This window comes from Tenacibaculum aiptasiae, from assembly GCF_008806755.1.
Classification (GTDB): Bacteria; Bacteroidota; Bacteroidia; order Flavobacteriales; family Flavobacteriaceae; genus Polaribacter; species Polaribacter aiptasiae.
In genome coordinates, this window is the sequence record NZ_WAAU01000030.1 from 108,875 (window position 1) to 129,787 (window position 20,913).

The 20,913-nt window shown below is 31.2% G+C and carries 23 protein-coding genes; 12 read left to right on the plus strand and 11 right to left on the minus strand.

Features of this window, described 5'->3' with window-relative positions:
- The first annotated feature begins 43 nt into the window (after positions 1–43).
- Positions 44–409: a hypothetical protein gene (locus F7018_RS15565; protein ID WP_150901024.1), complete on the plus strand. Its 366-nt coding sequence runs from the start codon at positions 44–46 to the stop codon at positions 407–409.
- Here the strand turns inward: F7018_RS15565 and F7018_RS15570 are convergent.
- The gene (locus F7018_RS15570) at positions 386–2,770 is read right to left on the minus strand and encodes a penicillin acylase family protein (protein WP_150901025.1); all 2,385 of its coding nucleotides are present in this window, start codon (positions 2,768–2,770) and stop codon (positions 386–388) included. The genes F7018_RS15565 and F7018_RS15570 overlap by 24 nt on opposite strands.
- Positions 2,771–2,843: 73 nt before the next feature.
- Between F7018_RS15570 and F7018_RS15575 the strand changes: the two genes are divergently transcribed.
- From F7018_RS15575 to F7018_RS15600, 6 genes are all read left to right on the plus strand, one after another.
- Positions 2,844–3,971, plus strand: coding sequence for a DegT/DnrJ/EryC1/StrS family aminotransferase (locus tag F7018_RS15575; protein WP_150901026.1), 1,128 nt, complete (start codon positions 2,844–2,846; stop codon positions 3,969–3,971).
- A gap of 12 nt (positions 3,972–3,983) precedes the next feature.
- Entirely contained in the window at positions 3,984–4,400 is a 417-nt protein-coding gene (locus F7018_RS15580; RefSeq protein ID WP_150901027.1) for an MFS transporter, read from the plus strand.
- A gap of 6 nt (positions 4,401–4,406) precedes the next feature.
- Positions 4,407–5,414 (plus strand): UDP-glucose 4-epimerase GalE, encoded by a 1,008-nt coding sequence (gene galE, locus F7018_RS15585; RefSeq protein WP_150901028.1) that lies wholly within the window; start codon positions 4,407–4,409, stop codon positions 5,412–5,414.
- A gap of 14 nt (positions 5,415–5,428) precedes the next feature.
- Entirely contained in the window at positions 5,429–6,001 is a 573-nt protein-coding gene (locus F7018_RS15590; protein ID WP_150901029.1) for a Crp/Fnr family transcriptional regulator, read from the plus strand.
- A 62-nt stretch (positions 6,002–6,063) separates the two neighbouring features.
- Positions 6,064–6,525: a carboxymuconolactone decarboxylase family protein gene (locus F7018_RS15595; protein WP_150901030.1), complete on the plus strand. Its 462-nt coding sequence runs from the start codon at positions 6,064–6,066 to the stop codon at positions 6,523–6,525.
- Positions 6,515–6,949, plus strand: a complete 435-nt coding sequence (locus F7018_RS15600; protein ID WP_150901031.1) for a DoxX family protein — start codon at positions 6,515–6,517, stop codon at positions 6,947–6,949. Before F7018_RS15595 ends, F7018_RS15600 begins: the two co-directional genes overlap by 11 nt.
- Positions 6,950–6,984: 35 nt before the next feature.
- On the opposite strand, the gene fabD is transcribed toward F7018_RS15600, so the two are convergent.
- Positions 6,985–7,872, minus strand: a complete 888-nt coding sequence (gene fabD, locus F7018_RS15605) for an ACP S-malonyltransferase (protein ID WP_150901032.1) — start codon at positions 7,870–7,872, stop codon at positions 6,985–6,987.
- Positions 7,873–8,002: 130 nt separating this feature from the next.
- Between fabD and F7018_RS15610 the strand changes: the two genes are divergently transcribed.
- From F7018_RS15610 to F7018_RS15625, 4 genes are read left to right on the plus strand one after another with little or no spacing between them, the layout of a single operon-like run.
- The gene (locus tag F7018_RS15610) at positions 8,003–8,707 is read left to right on the plus strand and encodes a queuosine precursor transporter (protein WP_150901033.1); all 705 of its coding nucleotides are present in this window, start codon (positions 8,003–8,005) and stop codon (positions 8,705–8,707) included.
- A 9-nt stretch (positions 8,708–8,716) separates the two neighbouring features.
- Complete coding sequence (locus F7018_RS15615) at positions 8,717–9,793, plus strand: ABC transporter permease (protein ID WP_150901034.1); 1,077 nt, start codon at positions 8,717–8,719, stop codon at positions 9,791–9,793.
- A gap of 48 nt (positions 9,794–9,841) precedes the next feature.
- The gene (locus F7018_RS15620) at positions 9,842–10,285 is read left to right on the plus strand and encodes an acyl-CoA thioesterase (protein ID WP_150901035.1); all 444 of its coding nucleotides are present in this window, start codon (positions 9,842–9,844) and stop codon (positions 10,283–10,285) included.
- Complete coding sequence (locus F7018_RS15625; RefSeq protein WP_150901036.1) at positions 10,286–11,089, plus strand: DNA/RNA non-specific endonuclease; 804 nt, start codon at positions 10,286–10,288, stop codon at positions 11,087–11,089. It begins immediately after the preceding gene.
- Positions 11,090–11,102: 13 nt separating this feature from the next.
- On the opposite strand, the gene F7018_RS15630 is transcribed toward F7018_RS15625, so the two are convergent.
- From F7018_RS15630 to F7018_RS15655, 6 genes are all read right to left on the minus strand, one after another.
- Positions 11,103–12,035 (minus strand): phosphotransferase, encoded by a 933-nt coding sequence (locus F7018_RS15630; protein ID WP_150901037.1) that lies wholly within the window; start codon positions 12,033–12,035, stop codon positions 11,103–11,105.
- A 1-nt stretch (position 12,036) separates the two neighbouring features.
- Complete coding sequence (gene thrC, locus F7018_RS15635) at positions 12,037–13,488, minus strand: threonine synthase (RefSeq protein WP_150901038.1); 1,452 nt, start codon at positions 13,486–13,488, stop codon at positions 12,037–12,039.
- Between the two features lie 3 nt (positions 13,489–13,491).
- Positions 13,492–14,442 carry a Rossmann-fold NAD(P)-binding domain-containing protein gene (locus F7018_RS15640; protein WP_150901039.1) on the minus strand — a complete coding sequence of 317 codons (951 nt, stop codon included), beginning with the start codon at positions 14,440–14,442 and terminating at the stop codon, positions 13,492–13,494.
- Positions 14,426–15,394 carry a threonine ammonia-lyase gene (locus F7018_RS15645; RefSeq protein WP_175578756.1) on the minus strand — a complete coding sequence of 323 codons (969 nt, stop codon included), beginning with the start codon at positions 15,392–15,394 and terminating at the stop codon, positions 14,426–14,428. Before F7018_RS15645 ends, F7018_RS15640 begins: the two co-directional genes overlap by 17 nt.
- An 18-nt stretch (positions 15,395–15,412) precedes the next feature.
- A complete protein-coding gene (locus F7018_RS15650) occupies positions 15,413–16,888 on the minus strand; it encodes a M28 family peptidase (protein ID WP_150901041.1) in 1,476 nt (491 codons plus the stop codon).
- 233 nt (positions 16,889–17,121) lie between these two features.
- Complete coding sequence (locus F7018_RS15655) at positions 17,122–18,234, minus strand: histidine decarboxylase (protein ID WP_150901042.1); 1,113 nt, start codon at positions 18,232–18,234, stop codon at positions 17,122–17,124.
- 157 nt (positions 18,235–18,391) lie between these two features.
- Here F7018_RS15655 and F7018_RS15660 point away from each other — a divergent pair, with 157 nt between their 5' ends.
- Positions 18,392–18,859 carry an Lrp/AsnC family transcriptional regulator gene (locus F7018_RS15660; protein ID WP_150901128.1) on the plus strand — a complete coding sequence of 156 codons (468 nt, stop codon included), beginning with the start codon at positions 18,392–18,394 and terminating at the stop codon, positions 18,857–18,859.
- A 238-nt stretch (positions 18,860–19,097) separates the two neighbouring features.
- Here F7018_RS15660 and F7018_RS15665 read toward each other — a convergent pair whose 3' ends face one another.
- From F7018_RS15665 to F7018_RS15675, 3 genes are read right to left on the minus strand one after another with little or no spacing between them, the layout of a single operon-like run.
- Positions 19,098–19,703 (minus strand): lysine exporter LysO family protein, encoded by a 606-nt coding sequence (locus tag F7018_RS15665; RefSeq protein ID WP_150901043.1) that lies wholly within the window; start codon positions 19,701–19,703, stop codon positions 19,098–19,100.
- Positions 19,693–19,974: a LysO family transporter gene (locus F7018_RS15670; RefSeq protein WP_150901044.1), complete on the minus strand. Its 282-nt coding sequence runs from the start codon at positions 19,972–19,974 to the stop codon at positions 19,693–19,695. The genes F7018_RS15665 and F7018_RS15670 overlap by 11 nt, the downstream gene beginning before the upstream one ends.
- A gap of 12 nt (positions 19,975–19,986) precedes the next feature.
- Positions 19,987–20,907, minus strand: a complete 921-nt coding sequence (locus tag F7018_RS15675; RefSeq protein ID WP_150901045.1) for a pyridoxal-phosphate dependent enzyme — start codon at positions 20,905–20,907, stop codon at positions 19,987–19,989.
- Positions 20,908–20,913 lie beyond the last annotated feature (6 nt).

Below are 20,913 nucleotides of genomic sequence, written 5' to 3' on the forward strand. Positions count from 1 at the left end.
GAAAAACCTACCAATTAAACTTAATAAAACCACTCATACCCCTATGTATATTCTTCCTATAATTCTTCTCTTAGCTTTAGTTTACACTACTTACAACAAAACAAACCATATAAAACTTCGAAATAATTCAAAAAAAATAAAAGCAACTATATTTGAATATAGAAAAGAAAAAAGGCCTTTTAGAAATGATTTCACCTTATTAAATTACCCATACGTAAAAATTGATTTAGATAACAACGAATACATAATACAGAAATTAAGCTATGCCGACAATCACTCATCTCCCTTTATGATAGGAGAACAAGTTTATGTCTTTTGGCATGAAGATAAATTATTATACTGGAATGCTTATGATAGAGGAATCTATAAATACCTCCCTAAAGAATTACTTTCTTGGAATGAAGACTAATTTATTTTCACTTTTTTCAATCTCTTTTTGATTTATTTTCATTTTCACAAACTCTCCATCTACATACTTTTGAGCCTGATCTTTATAATATGGACTAAATACATTTCCTGATTGACCTGTTGGCACTATAGCTATACTATTTTCAACATCAGAAAAATCAATTACTCTACGAGTTGATGGTCCTGCTGTAATTTTATAATACCCTGTACTATCCAATTTAAAAATCTGATTATTAATCACCTCATTACCCCCAATAGTTTCAAACGGACCTACATTAAAAAATTTACGCAAAGCTCCTCCAGCTTTTCCTATTGCATGCTCATACTCTACACTAATTACTCTTTTCCACATCCAGTTATCTACATTCTCTCCCAATTGATTTTGTAAAAACTCAACTGCATCTACAAAAGCCTTTGTAATGATTTCTTCTCGAGTTTCAACTTTATCTTTGGTTAATATATTATCCCACCATACAGACTCTTTTCTTTTAGATTGCTGAGCCAATACCTGATCTTGTAATTGAGTATCTATAAATAACTGAAAACTTCCTCCCAATTCATCCTTATAAGTTTCTTTTAAAAACGCATACAAGAATCTATTGTAAATTGTAGCCCCAACACTTTCTTTAGGGTAATCACCTTTCCACTTTTTTAAAACTGAATAAGCTTTTTTTGCTGATGGAGATAATGATTCTTTATCTACTCCTTCTAATAAACTTTTAGAGATATCAGCTACAGCTGGTGAAGTTACATCATAAATCATTTCAGCAACATCCTGTTTTGTAAAATCGTTTTTAGCCTCTAACAATCCTACTATCCTTTTAGCTCTATCTTCTGGCTGATAATATCCTGGGTACAATTTACCTCTTACTGAATCTGGTTGATTATTTGCCGAATACACATAATTCCAAGTTGGATTCACTGCTTGTGGATTCTCTTTAAAATCTAAATATTCTTGAATTTCATCTTTACCAGAAGCTCCATTTAGATACATTCTTGACGATAGACTATCTCTTAACTGATATAATTTTGCAGAAGCAAACCAACCCACGTTTCCTTTTGCATCTCCATACATTACATTTAGTCCTGGTGCGTGAATATAAGATGCTCCTTTCTTAAAACCTTCTATTGATTTTGCATGAGACATTAAATAAGATGCCTCCAACACTTGATTAGGCAATTGAGTATAAATCCAATTCATCGCCACTGGTTTATCATCTTTAACATGTTCTATTAAGCCATTCATAACAGGACCATGTTTACTTACTTTTACCTGATAAGTTGTATCTGTTCCTCCTTTTACCTTAATTGTTTTATCTACTAATTTATATTTTTGATATCCTTCAGATGTTTTATATTCATTAGCATTTTCTGGATTATTTTCTTCAACATAAAAATTCAAATCGTCATTTGCTAACATGGTTAATCCGTAAGCATATTCTTTATTATGACCTAACAAAGGAAATGGCATTAAAGCCAAATTAAATCCATAAATTTCATAGTCAGGAGTTTTTAAATGACTCTGATACCACACTGATGGCTGTGAAAATGCAATATGAGGGTCGTTTGCAAAAATTACTTTTCCATTCTTTGTTTTCTGTGGAGCTATTACCCATGAATTACTTCCTATAAAAGGAGAAACAGGTAGTTTTTCCATAATTTCCTGAACAGCAACTGATAACTCTGCTCGAATCTTTTCTTTATTATTTGATTTATTAATTGTTAAATTCTCTTGATATGAATTCATCAACTCATTAATATAAGCCTCTCCCAGCTTTTCTTTTACTTCGGTTAACAGAGGATCAGTTTTATGTGCAATTGCAAAACTAAAAGCCATATAACCAAACACATTATACACATCCTTTATGGTATATTTTTCTTTATCTACTCCAACTAAATAATATTCTAAGGGAGTAGTTCCTTCTTCTATAAATTGATTAACTCCTTTTAAATAAGCTTCAGTCATTTTATAAGCTTCAGAGTTCTTATCTAAATTTTGAATTGTTTTATTCGCAGCCTCTTCAATTCCTAAACCTGAAAAAAACTTATCTACTCTTACTAAATCTTTACCAAAAAGCTCTGCTAATCTTCCTGCTGCAATTCTTCTTATCAATTCCATTTGCCATAATCTATCTTGTGCATGCACATAGCCAAGAGCTGTATAAGCATCTTTTTGATGTTCTGCATTAATATGTGGAACACCAACTTCGTCGTAATACACAGTAACATTATTTGAAATATCAGCTAATTCGAGCTCTCCACTATACTTTGGATGTAATGTTTTGGTAAATAACCACACTCCTACGATTAATAAAACAACTAGAATAACTACAATTTTTAGACCTCTTTTTAATAACTTCATTTAAGACTGATTTTCTTCAAAGATAACAGAAATTTAATTCGTATTTTTGATGTTCTAAAAATTCATTTTTCAGATGAAAAAAATACAAATGGTTGACTTACAAAGTCAATATCAAAACATAAAAGATGTTGTAGATGCATCTATTCAAGAAGTTTTAAATTCATCAGCATATATTAACGGTCCTTACGTTAAAGAATTTCAAGCTGATTTAGAAAAATATCTAGGAGTAAAACATGTAATTCCATGTGCAAATGGTACTGATGCTTTGCAAATTGCCATGATGGGATTAGGTTTAGAGCAAGGAGATGAAGTTATTACAGCTGATTTTACCTTTGCTGCTACTGTAGAAGTTATTGGTTTATTAAAGTTAACTCCAGTTTTAGTTGATGTAGAACCAGATACTTTCAACATGGATATCGAAGCTTTAAAAAAAGCTATCACTCCTAAAACTAAAGCAATTGTACCTGTACATTTATTTGGTCAATGTGCTAACATGGAAGCTGTTTTAGCTGTTGCTAAAGAACACAACCTATTTGTTATTGAAGATAACGCACAAGCTATTGGTGCTGATTACACTTTCTCTGACGGAACCAAGAAAAAAGCAGGAACTATGGGGAATGTAGGAACTACTTCTTTCTTCCCTTCTAAAAATTTAGGTTGCTACGGTGACGGAGGAGCAATTTTTACTAATGATGATGAATTAGCACACACCTTAAGAGGAATGGTAAATCATGGAATGTACAAACGTTATTACCATGATGTAATAGGAGTAAATTCTCGTTTAGATTCTGTACAAGCCGCTGTTTTAAAAGCAAAATTACCTTTACTAGATTCTTATTGCGACGCTCGTAGAAAAGCTGCAATGTATTATACTGAAGCATTTGCTACTAATGCCAATATTATTACTCCTGCAATTAGTGTTTTCTCAACTCATGTTTTTCATCAATATACTTTAAGAATTACAAACGGGAAACGAGATGAATTACATCAACATTTGTTAGAGAATAATATTCCAAATGCGATTTATTACCCAGTTCCGTTACATGCTCAAAAAGCATATCAGGACGATCGTTATAATGAAGATGATTTTACAATTACAAATCAATTAATAGACGAGGTAATTTCCCTACCAATGCACACTGAATTAAGTGAGGAACAATTGTCATTTATTACTAAAACTGTAAATGAATTTGTGGGGTAACACATGCTCGCTATGAATCAGAAAATAAAAACACTTAAAATAATACATTTAGTCTTAGTAGCTGGAGTAACGTTTGCGTATTTTTTAATTGGAGATTTTAAAAACATCTTAAATCTTGAAATAGATGACTCCTCTTTAATTTATTCATTTATTCCAGCACTAGCTTATGTTTCAAGTAATTTTATTTTTAGAAATATTCTCAATAAAATAAAAGAAGACACTTCTGATGATGAAAAATTTGCAATCTTTCAAAGTGCTTCCGTAGTTAAATGGATTATACTAGAAGCTGCGTGTTTTCTAATTTTATTTTTAAAACCAGATTTTCTTTTATTTGGAGTAATTCTTTTATTTTATTTATTACTTCTAGCCCCCAAGGAAGATAAAATATTCAATCTTTTAAAGATTAAAAATCCCAATTTTGAAAAATAGCTCATTATGAAAAAAATATTAGTTACAGGAGGCTTAGGTTTTATAGGTTCACATACTGTAGTTGAATTACAAAATGAAGGTTTTGATGTAGTAATTATTGACGATTTATCCAACTCTAAAATTGAAGTTTTAGATAATATTACTTCTATTACAGGTACAAAACCAGATTTTCATCAATTAGATTTACGAATAAAAGCAGATGTAAAAAAGTTTTTTGACCATAATACCATTGATGGTGTTATTCATTTTGCTGCTTTTAAAGCTGTTGGTGAAAGTGTAAATAAACCATTAGATTATTATGAAAATAATATTGGGAGCTTAGTTTATTTATTGCAAGAAATGCGTGATCGAAATATTGATAATTTTATTTTTAGTTCCTCATGTATGGCTTATGGTACTCCTGAAAAACTTCCTATTACAGAGAGTACTCCTTCTAACAAAGCTGCTTCTACTTATGCTAATACTAAGCAAATTGGAGAAGAAATTTTAGAAGAAAGTTGTAATGCCTATGGTATGAATGCTATTACACTTAGATATTTTAACCCTATAGGTGCACATGCAAGTGCTAAAATTGGCGAACTTCCTAATGGTGTACCTCAAAACTTAATACCTTTTATAACACAAACTGTTGCTGGTATTCGTGAACAGTTATCTGTTTTTGGAAACGATTATCCTACTGAGGACGGAACTGCTATTAGAGATTATATTCATGTTGTAGATTTAGCTAAAGCCCATATTATTGCTTTGCAACGTTTATTAAATAAGAAGAATAAGAAAAACTTTGAACTATTTAATATAGGAACTGGTACGGGAAGCTCTGTTATGCAAATAATTAATGCTTTTGAAAAGGCCACCAACAAAAAATTAAACTACAAAATAGTAGATAGAAGACCTGGTGATATCAAAGCTATTTATGCTGATACTACATTTGCTAACGAAGAATTAAACTGGAAAACAGAAAAAACACTTGAAGAAGCTTTACTTTCCGCTTGGAAGTGGCAAGAAAATCAATAAATTTTATTTAGAAAATGAAGCATCAACTTAAAAAATATATGAATAGGTATGCTTCATTTTCTGATAAAGAAGTAGATCTTTTTTTTACTTATTTGGAAGTCAATACTTATAGTAAAAAAGATGTTCTATTAAATGTTAATCAAGTTTGTAAACATCATTATTTTATTATTGAAGGCTTACTGAGAGCCCATTATATTAATGAAAAAGGCAATGATAAAACAATACAATTTGCTATTGAAAATTGGTGGATTACCAATTTAGAAAGCTACGTAAGAGAAACTCCTTCTACTTTTATAATTGATGCTTTAGAAAAGTCAATTATTCTCTCAATAAGTAAAGAAAACTTAGAAAAAGCCTTTGTTCAAATTCCAAAATTAGAACGTCTTTTTAGAAAAATTGCAGAAAACACATTGATTGCTATACAACGTAAAAACGAATATTACTTAAACCTAAGTAGTAAAGAACGATTTATTACGCTACTTGAAAGCATTCCTGATTTCTTGCAAAGAGTTCCCATGTACATGATTGCTTCCTATTTAGATATGACTCCAGAATATTTAAGTGAAATAAGAAAAAGTATTTCTTAAGATATCTTAAGTAGATTCGGTTTTTCGACTCCTAATTTTGTAATACACTTAAAAATAAAATTATGGAACGAATCTCTTACAACGAAGTACCTAAAGGAATGTTTGACGTATTAATGTCTGTTGAAAACTATGTAAACAATGCTCCTATCGATTTACAACTTTTAGAATTAATCCGCTACAGAGCAGCTATTTTAAACGGTTGTTCTTATTGTGTAGACATGCACTCTAAAGAATTAAAACATATTGGAGAAACCGATGTTAGATTGCATGCCGTTAGTATTTGGAACAGCACACCTTATTTTTCTGAAAAAGAACAATCAATACTCGCTTTTACAGATGCTATAACACACACAAGCTACGATCCTATACCTGAAGAACTCTTTCAAAACTTAACTAAATATTTTACGAAAGAAGAAATAGCTTACTTAACATTGGCAATTGCTCAAATTAATAGCTGGACTCGCTTAATGAAGTCGTTTAAATTTACTCCTGGAAATTACAAAGTAAGTCAAAATGAAAAATAAATATCTGAAGTTATTTTTACGGCTATCCATAGCATTTGGTTTTTTATCGGCTGTTGCTGATCGTTTTGGACTTTACTCTAAAGAAATTTCTACTTGGGGAAACTGGGACTCTTTTGTTGATTTTACTCATTTAATAACCCCTTGGTTTCCAAAAATTATAATTCCTAGCATAGCTATTATAGCTACAATTTTAGAAATTGTTTTCGCTATTTGCTTAGTATTAGGTTATAAAACTCAATTAACAGCTAAACTTAGTGGAGTGTTACTTTTAATTTTTGGTTTAAGTATGACTTTTTCTTTAGGCATAAAACCTCCTTTAGATTATTCTGTTTTTGGTATTTCAGCTGCTGCCTTTGCCTTGAGTAACTTTAATGAACCTTATTTAGAAATTGACACTCTTATTCCCAATAAAAATGATGCATAAAAAAAGCCGCTTTATAAGCGGCTTTTTAAATTTTTTTAAGCTTCAAAGCTAGCTCCACTAGCTGAAACACTTCTATCTATTTTTCTCATTAATCCTTGTAAAACTTTACCTGGACCAACCTCAACAAATTCAGTGCCTCCATCAGCAATCATAGCCTGTATACATTGTGTCCATTTTACTGGCGCTGTTAATTGTGCTATTAAATTTTCTTTAATCTCTTCTGGATTAGTAACTGCTTTTGCTGGTACATTTTGATATACAGGGCAAGTTGGCTCATTAAAAGTAGTTTCTTGAATTGCAGCTGCTAATTCCTCACGTGCAGGCTCCATCATTGGTGAATGGAATGCTCCTCCTACTGGTAATACCAATGCTCTTCTTGCTCCTTTTTCTGTTAAAACCTCACAAGCTTTTTCTACAGCTTCAACTTCTCCAGAAATTACTAACTGACCTGGGCAATTGTAATTTGCAGCAACAACTACTCCGTCAATTTCAGCACAAGCATCCTCTACTACTTTGTCTTCTAACCCTAAAACAGCTGCCATAGTTGATGGTTGTATCTCACATGCTTTTTGCATTGCCATAGCTCTTTTAGAAACTAATGTTAATCCATCTTCAAATGACAACACTCCATTAGCTACTAAAGCAGATAATTCTCCTAAAGAGTGTCCTGCTACCATTTCAGGTTTAAAATCGTCGCCTAATACTTTTGCTAAAATTACTGAATGTAAAAATATCGCTGGTTGTGTTACTTTAGTTTGCTTTAACTCTTCTGCAGTTCCTTCAAACATTATATCTGTAATACTAAATCCTAGTATTTCATTTGCTTTTTCAAATAGTTCTTGAGCTAGTGGAGATTTTTCATATAAATCTAATCCCATCCCAGTAAACTGTGCTCCTTGACCTGGAAAAATATATGCTTTCATCTTTTATTTTCTGTTTTTGTTAATTGAATGGTGTAATTACTATATCAATTTCACCTAATTAGGTTGTTGTTTGTTTTATGCTGCAAACATACACATTTTTAAAATCATTATTAATTAGTAACTTCGTTCTATGACTACACAACAGAAAAACCAAGCTCAGCTAATATATCTTATTTTAGCCGCTTTATTTATTGCTTCGTTAGTAACCTCTAATCTTATTTTCCAAAAGTTTTTTTACTGGTACCCATTTGATATGGAAATTTTTGGAGTAAAACTTTTTGAAATATCTGTTGGATTACTTCCATACCCTATTACTTTTTTAATTACCGATGTGTTATCTGAAATCTATGGTAAAAAAAAGGCAAACCAAGTAGTAATTGCTGGTATTTTTGCTTCTTTGTTTTCGTTAGGAATTATATATTTAGGTAAATATGCTCCTGCTACGGAATGGTCTCCAGTAAATAATAGTACATTTGATTTAGTTTTTGGAGCAACTCCTTTAGCTGTTTTAGCTTCAATGCTTGCCTACTTATTTGCCCAATTTATTGATATTAGAATTTATCATTTTTGGAAAAACTTTACCAAAGGGAAACATTTATGGCTACGTAATAACTTTTCTACGTTTGCATCACAGTTTATAGATACTCTTACTGTACTTTTACTATTATGCTCTTTTGAAATCATTGCTTGGGATAAATTTGGAGGTCTTTTAATTAGTGGTGTTATTTTTAAAATTATGATTGCAGCTATAGATACTCCAATACTTTATATACTAGTTTATGCTTTTCGAAAAAAATTCAACTTAAAAGTTGGTGAAGAAATTACCAATATCTAATTTCGACTCATGAAGAATTCTAATTCTCTTTGGCAAATTGCTATCCAAAAATTTAAGCAAAGTAAAACAGGAATGTTTAGTTTTTGGTTTATTATTCTTTGCGGTTTTACTGCAGTTTTTTGCTATGTTTTAGCACCAGACAATAGTAATTCTGCTAATCAGATGCATTTAGAAATTCATTCAAAACCTCCTGGGTTTTCTGTTCAAATGTTAAGTATTCCTTCTGAAAAGGAAAACAGTCAATCTTGGTTTTCCATTTTTATGAATGGGAAACAAAATTCGAACACTGAAGTCCCTATCAAATCTTACTCTGTACAAAACAACCTTCTAGAAGTTGTAAAATACTCTGATAACTTAACTAAAACATATCCTCTTTCTTTATTCAATAATACTCCTGAAGAATATATTGAACAAAAAACATTTTGGTTTGGTACCGATAAATATGGTCGTGCTTTGTTAAGCAGATTATTAATAGGTGCTAGGATTTCTTTCTTCATTGGTTTTATAGCTGTTTTTATTTCTCTTTTAATTGGAATTCCAATTGGTGCTATTGCTGGATATTTTGGTGGAAAAATAGATGATTTTATTATGTGGGTTATCAATATTACTTGGTCTATCCCTACTCTTTTATTGGTAATTGCAATCACATTAGCCTTAGGAAAAGGTTTTTGGCAAGTGTTTATCGCAGTAGGTTTAACTATGTGGGTGGAAGTAGCTCGTGTGGTTCGTGGACAAGTAATTACCACTAAACAACAACAATATGTTGAAGCAGCTAAGGCTTTAGGTTTTTCTGATTTTAGAATTATTTTTAAACATATTTTACCTAATATTTTAGCTCCTATTATTGTTATATCTGCAGCTAATTTTGCTGCTGCCATTTTAATTGAAAGCGGTTTAAGTTTCTTAGGTATCGGTGCGCAACCTCCAACTCCTTCTTGGGGTGCTATGATTAAAAATCATTATAACTACATTATTCTTGGTAAGCCTTTTCTAGCTATAATTCCTGGATTAGCAATTATGAGTTTGGTAATGGCTTTTATGCTTATTGGCAATACACTCCGCGATGCTTTAGATGTTAAATCTTAACAGCTGATACTTTAATTTTGTACTTTCGTTTTTCAAAAAAAATTACAAATGAGTTTTAGTGTACAATTTAAAACACGATGGGCAGATTTTGATGCCAACATACACATGCGTCATACCGCATATAATGATTATGCTGCGGAAGTAAGATTGCGTTTTTTTAAAGAGCACAATATTACCATTCAAGATTTTTCTAAGGAAAATACTGGCCCTATTTTATTTGAAGAAAACACCAAGTTTTTGCGTGAAATACATATGGGTACTGATATTACTGTTAACTTAAAAGTTATTGGTTTATCTAGTAAAGGTGAGCGTTGGAAAATTCAACATGAAGTTTTTAATGAAGAAGGTAAGCTTTCTGCTATTATTACTGTTTATGGTGCTTGGTTAGACTTAGTAAAAAGAAAATTAACTGAACCACCTGTTAAGTTTCAAACTATTTTTAATGAAGTTGAAAAAACTGAAGATTTTAAAGAAATTGTATTAAAAAGTTAGATGAGTACTTCAAGAAAAATAAAACTTATTGTTTCTATAGCTGTTTTTATCATTGCTTATTGGTTAAAACAAAAAGAAACTCCTACTCACACCTCAACTGAAGAGACTACCAAATCGAGTAACACAAGTTTTAATTTTCTACCAACTTCAACAACGGGAGCCATTATTAAGCATAATGGTTATCAATTATCATACAACGAGCAACATGAGCAAGCAGAATGGGTTGCTTATTCTTTAGACAAAAAAGATATTGTTTATAATAACTTTAAGCGTCCATTTTTTATTGATGATCCTAAAGTAAGAACAAAATCGGCTAGTTGGAGAAATTATAAAAACTCTGGATATGACAAAGGTCATCTTTGTCCAGCTGCAGATAAGCGTTATTCTAAAGAAGCACATGATGAAACTTTTTATACTTCTAATGTAAGTCCTCAAAAACACGATTTTAATGCTGGGATTTGGAATAAATTAGAACAAAAAACTCGTTATTGGGCTAAGAAGTACGAGCATTTATATGTGGTTACTGGTGGTATTTTAAAACCTAATTTAAAAACCATAGGTAAAGACAAAGTGAGTGTTCCTAATGAATTTTATAAAATAATCTTAGACTATACTCAACCAGAAATTAAAGCCATTGCTTTTTTATTACCTCATCAAGAAAGTAAATTACCTTTATATAATTTTGTTGTTTCTATTGATGAAATTGAGCGAAAAACTAATATTGATTTTTTCCCTGAGTTACCCGATGATATAGAAACAAAATTAGAAGCAAATAGTAATTATAAGGCTTGGAGTTTTAGATAATCCAAGCCTTATTTTATGATACAAAATAGCTATCTGGTAAACTTCGAGTAAAATCTGCCAAATTTTTCATCGCTATATAATGGTTTTTCTTTTCGGGAATTATATTCACATAATTAAAATTCTGATGCCTCCAAAAAGCTGTTGCCGCTGCTCCATAAACTGTAAATGCCTTCAATGCTTTTTTCTCTTGGTCTAACAGTTTTATTTTACTTTCATACCCTTCCAATAAACTCTTCATTTTTTTTGAATTCAATTCTTCACCTTCTGCACAGGTACCAATAATCATCATACCAATATCAAACACTCTATAATAATAACTAGCTTCTTCAAAATCCATAATAGTAGCTTTTTTTCCATCCTTGCTTATAATAATGTTATTAAAAAAGATATCACTATGAATCAGTGCTTTTGGCAAATCAGTATTAATGTAACTTTCTATATACTCTTGAATTTCTTTTAACCATTTATAAAAGGTAGATTCTGGTGCATATACTTTAACTTCATCAAATCGTTCGATTCCATAACTAACGGTTTCTGATAAATATTCTGGTGTTTTTACTTGGTGTAATGTTGCCAATTCTTTTCCCAAATAAATTAAAATATCTTCTGACAAATCTTCAACAATATCTCCTTCCAAATATGCTTTAAGTATAATTGGTTTATTATTCCAAACTGGCACAAAGCTGTTACTTACTGTTTTAATTATTTTAGATGTTGAAAAATTATTTTTATTCAGATGCACTAATAAATTAGCTAGTTCTGTTGCTTGCTCTAATGATTTTTGTTCGCAAATTGTTAGCACATAATTATTGATAGCTGTTTTTACCAAATAATTAGTATTCTCTGAACCACCACTTAACACATTATACGATTCTACTTCATTAATTCCATAATAGTTTAAAATGGCTTGTAAATCTTTATCCTTTAAAACTGTATACTGCGCCATATTATGCTCCTTTAGTTAAATCCCAATTTGTTTCCATTGCATGCATCAACGCTTCCTCTAAATGATCGTAATCACATAAATACACCTTTTCACAACGCTTTTTAGCTATTTCTATACTCTGATGAGTTGCTTGCGTAGGTAGCTCTTTTGTAATTAAAGCTTTCTTTATTGTTTCTGGGAACTTAGCAGGATGTGCTGTAGCTAAGCAAATTAATTTTTCCTTTCCTAACTGCTGTTTTAACACATCTGTTGCTTGTAGAGAAACCGCTCCATGAGGATCTAATAAGTAGTTTTCACTTGTATAAATTTCATTTATTAAAGTAAGCGTTTCTACATCGGTTGCACTATTTGATAAAAATCCTTTTTTATAAGTTTCAAAAGTTTCTTCATCAAACTTTAAGTTGCCTGTTTCTTTAAAAGAATCCATCCAATTTTTTATTTTTTCAGCATCCTTATCAATACTAAAATATAAGTACCTCCAAAAGTTAAACGGAATTAAAATATCTATTGCCGATGAAGCTGTTTCATGGATTGCTTCTTTTGTAAATTCTCCTTTTGAAAAAATACGATCTAAACAAGCATTTTTGTTATTTGCTGCAACTAAGTATTTAATTGGAAGTCCCATTTTTCTTGCTAAACTTCCTGCACATAAATTTCCAAATCCTCCAGAAGGCACCGACATATTTACTTTTTCTCCTACTTCATCCACCACTTGTAAATAGCCATAAAAATAATGTACCGTTTGCATCATTACTCGTCCCCAGTTAATTGAATTCACACTCGATAAATTCAATTTTTCTTTAAAAGTCTTATTGGCATAAAACTTACTAATAACAGCATCCAAATCATCTCCTCCATCGGGGCAATTTGCTACTCCTACTGGATGTATATTTGCATGTTGTAAAGTTGTCATTTGACGCTCTTGCTCTTCTGTAATTAATCCCTTTGGATATAATACCCAAGCGTCTATATTTGATTTTCCTGCTGCAAAATACGCTGTAGCTGGCCCTGTATCACCCGTAGTGGCTACAATTACTGAAAGATGTTCTTTTCTTCTTTCTAAGAAAAAATTAACCAAGTTTACTAAGAATGCTAAACCTACATCTTTAAATGAAATTGTAGGTCCATAAAACAATTCCATTATAAAGGTATCCTTTCTAGTTTTTAATGGATACAAAGGAATTATTTCTTCTTTTTCAAAAGGCGCATAAGCTGTTTTAAGTATGTCTTTTAATTCTTCTTCTGATACTATTGACCTATCTATAAACAAGGATAATATTTCAAATGCTAAATCTACATAACCTAAACCTTTCCACTCTTTTAATTGATCTAAGGTAATCTCAGGTAATTCTTCTGGCACATACAATCCTCCATCTACTGCAAAACCATCTAATATTGCTGTTTCAAAATCTACTGACTCTCCTCCTCCTTTGTTACTAATAAATTTCAACATCTTTTATTCTTTTATATAGTTTGTATAAACCGCTTTGGTAATCATAATATCTTGCACTGCTACCCCAGTTAAATCTACCACCGTTATTTGTTCATCATTTAAACGTTGTAATGCTGGGTCTTGAATAGCTGTTCCTAATTCTATCACTGAACTTTCAGTTATAGCTCCGTCTTTAACTGCTCTATATATTTCTCCTCTACTTTTACTTTGTGGAATACTGTCTGCAATTACTATAGAAGCTTTTTTTAATAATTCACTTTCTAACTCTTGTTTATGCTCTGTATCTGAACCTACAGCTGTAATATGCGTTCCTTGTTGAATATCTTCTGCCTTTAATAAAGCTATTTCTGAAGGAGTTGTAGTTACTATTAAATTACTATTTTTAGCTACTTCTGATGGATTTTCGGCTATATTTATATCAAAGTCAGCTCCAAGCTCTTTTACAAATTTCGCTACATTTTCCTTATTACGTCCCCAAAGCCAAACCTTAGTACAAGGTGTGTGTGTTTGTAAATACTGTAACTGTAATTTTGCCTGTATTCCTGTTCCTATAATTCCTACTGCTTTTATATTCTTAGGTGCAAAATATTTAGCTGCTAAAGCTCCTGCAGCAGCTGTTCGTATATCGGTTAAATAGCCTTCATCTAGCAAAACTCCTTTAGGAACTCCTGTCTTTTGATCAAATAACAACATTAATCCCTGACTTGATGGTAGTCCTATCTTAGGATTATCATAAAAACCAGAGGCTATTTTAATAACATAATAGTCATCATTTTTTATATATCCGTATTTGATGTGTGCATCTCCTTTGGGTTCTTCAAACAATAATTCTCCAACTGGTGGTACTACTGTATTTCCATTACTATATTGTACAAACCCCTCTTCCATAGCAGAAACTACATCTATATCTGCTACTATTTTTTTTATTTCTTCAAGATTAATAACAATCGCCATATGCTTCGTTTATTTCTTTTAGTAATTGTTTATTTATTTTTTTTCCTGTTAATACCAACACCACATTTTTATATTCTTTTGAAATATCTTCTTTTAATAACGCTGCAACTGGTACAGCTGATGTTGGTTCAACAATTATATTATGGTGTTTATATAAAAACGCTACTGCTTTTTTTATCTCTTCTTCTGTTACTAGTTTAACCTCCTCTAAATGCTTTTTACAAATATCATAGGTTATTGCATTTGCTTCTATTCCCCCTGCTGCTGCATCTGCGATGGTATTTAATGTACTCGGTTCTACGATATGATTATATTTTATAGAATCATACATTTCAGAAGCATTTTCAGGTTGACAACCTATTACTTTTACTTTTTCATTTTCTGAAAAATAAGAAGCTATCCCCGATATTAACCCTCCGCCTCCAATTGGTACTAATACTGCATTAACTTCTGGTAGTTCTTCCGCTATTTCAACCGCAATGGTTCCTTGTCCTTTTATGATTTCAACATCATTGTATGGATGGATTAAAACTCCTTCAATATCCTTTGCATATTGAGTTGCTTTATTTTCTGTTTCTACACTCGTATCTCCATACAATACTTTGTCCAATTTATATTTAGACAAGCTCTTAAGTTTTTCTGAAGCAACATTTTTAGGTAAAAATAGCTTAGCTTTAAAATCAAATTTCTCTGAGGCTAATCCAAAAGCTGCTGCATGATTCCCTGTTGATGCCGCTACAAAAGTTTTATCAAATTCTTCTGAACTTAAACTCTTTACTTTATTTAAAACTCCTCGTATTTTGAAAGAACTGGTGAGTTGTAAATACTCTTTTTTTAAGTATACATTTACTCCTGAAATTTCACTTAATTTTTCCGAATACTCTAGAGGTGTTTTATAAATATCGTTTTTAATATTTTCATAAACAAGCTCTATATCTGTTTTAGAAATCACTTTTCTTAGTATCTATATTTAGTTAGGAAAATTAGTATCTACACTTTCAATAAACTGTTCTATTAACGCAACCACATTGGTATAAAACACTGGATTTGTATTTTTAAAATCGTCAGTAGGTTTATGATAGTCTGGGTGATCTTCTTCACTAAAAGTTATGTTTGGAATTCCTTTTTCATGAAATGGCCCATTATCTGATGAATACATCCAGTAATCTTTTGTTTTATCGTTTGGATCATCGTGACCGTAAGAAACTTTTAACGGACTTGTTTTTGCTATTTTTTCTACCACAGGTTTAAATTGTGGATATGGATACGTTCCTACTACATAAATTTCATTATTAGGATTACGACTTATCATATCAAAGTTGATATCTAACTTTATATTAGCTAGTGGTACTGGTGGGTTTTCTACAAAATACTTTGATCCGTGTAAGCCTAATTCTTCTGCATCAAAAGCTGAAAATATAATTGAATGTTCTGGTTTGTTTTTAGTAAAATACTTTGCCAAAACCAATAAGGCTGCTGTTCCTGACGCATTATCATCAGCTCCATTAAATATTACACCATCTACAATTCCCATATGATCATAATGCGCTCCAATGACAATATATTTATCAGGATTTGTTTTTCCTTTTATATACCCTACTATATTGGTTGCTGGTCGTTTCTTTTTTGTCTTTTCATCAACAAAATCAAATGGGACTTTATAACTATCGTTAAATTTTTCTAAGCCTAATGTTTTGAAGTAATTGATTATTAACTCCTGTGCTTTTTGATTTTTTCCTGTACCTCTTCCAGCAAACCCTTCTGATGATAATGTTTTTTGCAAACTCAACAGTTCAGATAAATCATTCGTTAATACTTTATACTTTTTAATTTCATCAGGTTTCATCCAATGAATACTCTCAGCAGGTGCTGCTTGTAGTGTATACCAATAAAAGTCTGTTGGTATATCCATTTCCTTGTAGTAGTCTAAATATTTTTTATGAGAAGGATCTTCTTTAGGATACTTATCTCCTCCTTTACTTCCATCAGACCAAGAGTGCACTCCTAGTTTAGCACTTGGATGTGCATTTCTTTTAGTTCCTGCTAAAAACATATCTGTTCCACCTGATGCCACCATGCTATTTTCTGGTAAATATGTATTTATCTTTCGTTTTCTAATTTCTTGAGATGCTACTAAATTTACCTCATCATCTATTGATCCACCTACATCTTCCATTGCAATTGTTGTTACTTGTGGATTCTTATCTAGTACATTTTTGATATCTTCTAAGGTATTTCCATAAATAATCCCTTTCATATACAAAGTATCCTTTGTTTTCTGACCTTCTTTAAAATAGAATTCTGCTACACTCTCATCTGAAAGTTTAAGTAATAGCTTTTGTCCAAAAGTTGACCCGAATATTAATTGAGGAAAAAAATAAAGAAGTCCAATTCCTATTATTAAAACCGTTAATAAACCAATAAATAGTTTTTTCAATTTTCTCATATATTATGTTTTTAAAAATTGGTGTAAAAAAAATCTCCGTACACCAATTAGTTATTACTAATTAAGGTATACGGAGATTTCCGTAAGAAATAAAACTTATCTTCCCAATGTCTTCCTTAAGATAGAAAATAAGCTTGCAATAATTATATTGCTATTAATTCTTCTGATTACAAATTTAAAGAATTTTGGTCAAATTTCAAAAAAAACTGAAAATCAACAAAATAACAAACTCATTAGGCTAGCACTTCAAGTACTAAGAGTTCTTTTTCATAATCTTCTATAAAAGTATCTATTTGACTTTTTTCAATTCCTGGTGTACAAATAATATGTGCGATAGTATCTTCTGATGCTAATTGATATTTTTCACATAAACCTTTTGATGGCTTATCTAAGACTACCGTTAAAGCATCATTGTTTCTCCAAGCATTTACACCAATTTCTTTCAACCTCATTTCAGTATAAGCTGCTAACTTTTGCGACTCCCTTGTACGTTTTATTAATCCTTCTTTACCATGTTTCTTTATAAACGACCATAAAAACAATGGTGTTAATCCATTTCTAGACCCTGTAATTGTAGTATCTAAGGTTCCTACATAGGATACTGAATTTACAATACGGTTTCTGTGTTTTCTTTTTGCTAAAACGATTCCACATGGTATTGGGCCTCCAATAAACTTATGTCCCGAAATAGAAATACTATCAATTCCTTCAGCAAAATCAAACTTTGGTTTTGGATCTACAAATGGCGCTATACAACCTAAAAATGCTGCATCGCAGTGTATATAGTAATCTTTGATTGCATACTTTTTAATTAACTTTTTCACCCTATCCAAATCATCAACAGCCTCGGTCATTGTAGTTCCTATATTTAAAAAGAAAACTGCAGGTCTGTCTCTATTAAGGATTAAAAGGCTTTCTAAATCTTCATAATCCATTTCTCCGTTAGACTGACTTCTTACTACAATACTTTTTAAATTCAATAAATGTAAATTCTTTTTTACACTATAATGCGTAGACTCACTATAATACACTATAGGATTATTAAAGCTCTCTCTTGCTAAATACAAACCATAAAGATTTCCTTCAGTTCCTCCATTTGTAATGTAGCCCCAAGTTTCTTTGGTATTGGTTGATAATATATCAGCAAAAAAAGAAATAACTTCTCTCTCCACATCTTTAGTGTCTATTGACAAGGTAGATGGTGACTCTGGATCTCCCACATTATTAATACATAAATTTAAAAAGGGAGCAAATTCTTTATAATCAAAATCTTTTGCTAAAGGATACCCTAAAAACCTCGATGAACTTTCACTAATTCTATTATAAATCTCTTCTATTCTTTCCATTTCTATTATATGTATAAAATTCTTTTTCAAAGTTACATGAAAGAATAAATTACCAAAAATAAGTTTTAAAATAACGAAATTATACTATTTTTACGCTTTAAAAAGAATTTTATTCTTTCAAACAAACACTTAACTGATGAAAACAGGAAAAAATACCGTGCACACGCTAGATCATATCGACTTAAAACTGATTAATGAGCTGCAAACCGACAGTAAACAGTCCATAAAACAGCTAGCTGCTAAAGTAAACTTGTCAATTACACCTACGCATGAACGTATTAAACGTATGGAATCTAATAAGGTTATTGATAAATATGTAGCTATTGTTAAGCCTGAAACTTTAGGAAAAAGTTTAATTGTGTATTGCCAAGTTACCTTAGTTAAGCATCAGGAGGTATTTTTTAAAGAATTTGAAAACTATGTTGCTGATATTGATGAGATAGTTGAAGTATCTTACATTGCTGGGGCTTATGATTTTTTATTAAAAATTATTTTAAACGACATGAGTCATTATCAAGATTTTGTAATGAAGAAAATTTCTCAATTAGAAATTATTTCTAACATCCAAAGTTCTTTTATTATCAAGCAAACGAAAAATACTACTAAGATTAGTGTTCATCCATAAAACAAAAAGCCCTGCTCTATTACTAGAGCAGGCACTTTTCCTTAATCCCCTAAAAAAATCAATCTTTTGTTCCGATTGATACTACAAATAAACTCCTAATAAATTACTTTAGTATACTTTAAGCATAGAAAAAACTTATTTTGAAATAATCAAAAATTACTCGCTGTAGAACACAACTTATTTACAGAAGTTTATAGTTATTTCATAGAATTTTAAACTGTTTACAAGAATTATTATTCTAAACAAAAGTTAGTATAAAAGGTACCAAAAACGGTACTATAATCGTAAGTATTACACCACTAAACACCGCTATAATTGCCCACTCTTTACCAGTTGTTTCTGAAATAATAGGCAAACAAGTATCCATAGAAGTGGCTCCACCAGCTGTGATGGCTCCCAGCTTTCCAAAATACTTTACAAAAAATGCTGCAGCTAAAAGTGTTATGATTTCTCTGGAAATATTAGAAAGTAAGGCTATTACTCCCAAGGTTTCTCCACTTATTTCAGTTATAAAAATGGATGATAAACTATAGTATCCAAATCCAGCACCTACTGCCATTGCTTCTACCATGTTTATATCTTCAATAAAGAAAGAAATGATTGCTGCTCCTAATAACGATCCTACAATAACACAAAGTGGTACTAATATGATTTTAATTTTTGTTTCTCGTATAACTTTAAAGGCTTTGGTATCTGAACCTATTCCGATTCCTACAAAAAACATTAATGCATATAGGGTATATAGCGTAAAGTCGTTATTGATTAAAAAATCGGGCAAGAATTTATACAATGCTAGCAATAAACCTATTACAAACATTAAAAGAATGGTAAGACTATTTTTCATTTTTAGCGACAAAAAATAATTTATACGTGAAATATGCCAATAGCAAACTTCCAAACATTGCTCCTAAAGTAATAAGGAGCGCTTGTAACCCTATACTTCCCATATTAGACACAATGGTTTTATTCAACCCAACTCCTATTCCCAGCAAGAATAATAACAAGTAAATTACCATACTGGTTGCTCTTTCTGAAAATCGGATGATTTTTGATTGATTTCTAAACACATATCCTAAAACAATACCTAGTGTCATTACTAATAATACTGGTAGCATATTCTATTAATCTTATTTAAAGTGTTGATATAAATAATTGAATTCTGTGTTGGCTCCTCCACACACAATAACTAAAATGTTGTTACTTTCAGCTAACAATTCAGGGTGGAAATACGGAACAGATATCGCAGCTCCACAAGCAGGTTCTACCAATACGCTTTTTTCATTTAAAAAATCAAAGGAAGCTTTGAGCGCTGTTGCATCTGATACTTTTACTGGTTTTATTGTAAATTCTTTAGCTAACTCTAAAGCTTTGGTTGTTATTTTTTTGGCTCCTAAACTTGTGGCTATGGTTTTAATTTCTTTTAGCTCTACAATTTTATTCGCCTGATAACTTTCATAAAAAGATGCTGCTCCTGTGGTTTCTGTAGTAATAACTTGTGTATTGGTCCATCCGTTTTTTTTCATGCCTTCTAATACTCCGCACAACAATCCTCCACCACCTACTGAAACAATAACCGTATCTGGTTGTTCCATTTGTTGGGCACATTCATCTATAATACTAGCGTGTCCTTTCCATAACAATGGATCGTCGAAAGGCGATACATATACCGCGTCTTCTTGCGCTGCTGACTTCAAAGCATACTGATGTGCTTCGTCCCAAACATTGCCATGCACCTCAACTTTAGCACCTAAATCTTTGATTTTATCAATCATAAATTTAGTGGTTGTACTAGGCACTACTACTTTTACACTTACTCCTAACTGTTTTCCAACATAGGCTAATGAATAACCCGCGTTTCCTCCTGAAGAAGACACAAATTTTGTTTTTCCTTCCCCAATATGATGCCTGCATAATTCTTCCATTCCTCTAATTTTAAAAGAATTGGTTGGCTGATAACAATCCATCTTATAAAAGACATTCTTGGGCTGCTCATTAAAAAGCTTATGCGATTGGTATATTGGAGTTTCTAAATAAAATTTGTGTCTCATTGTTTA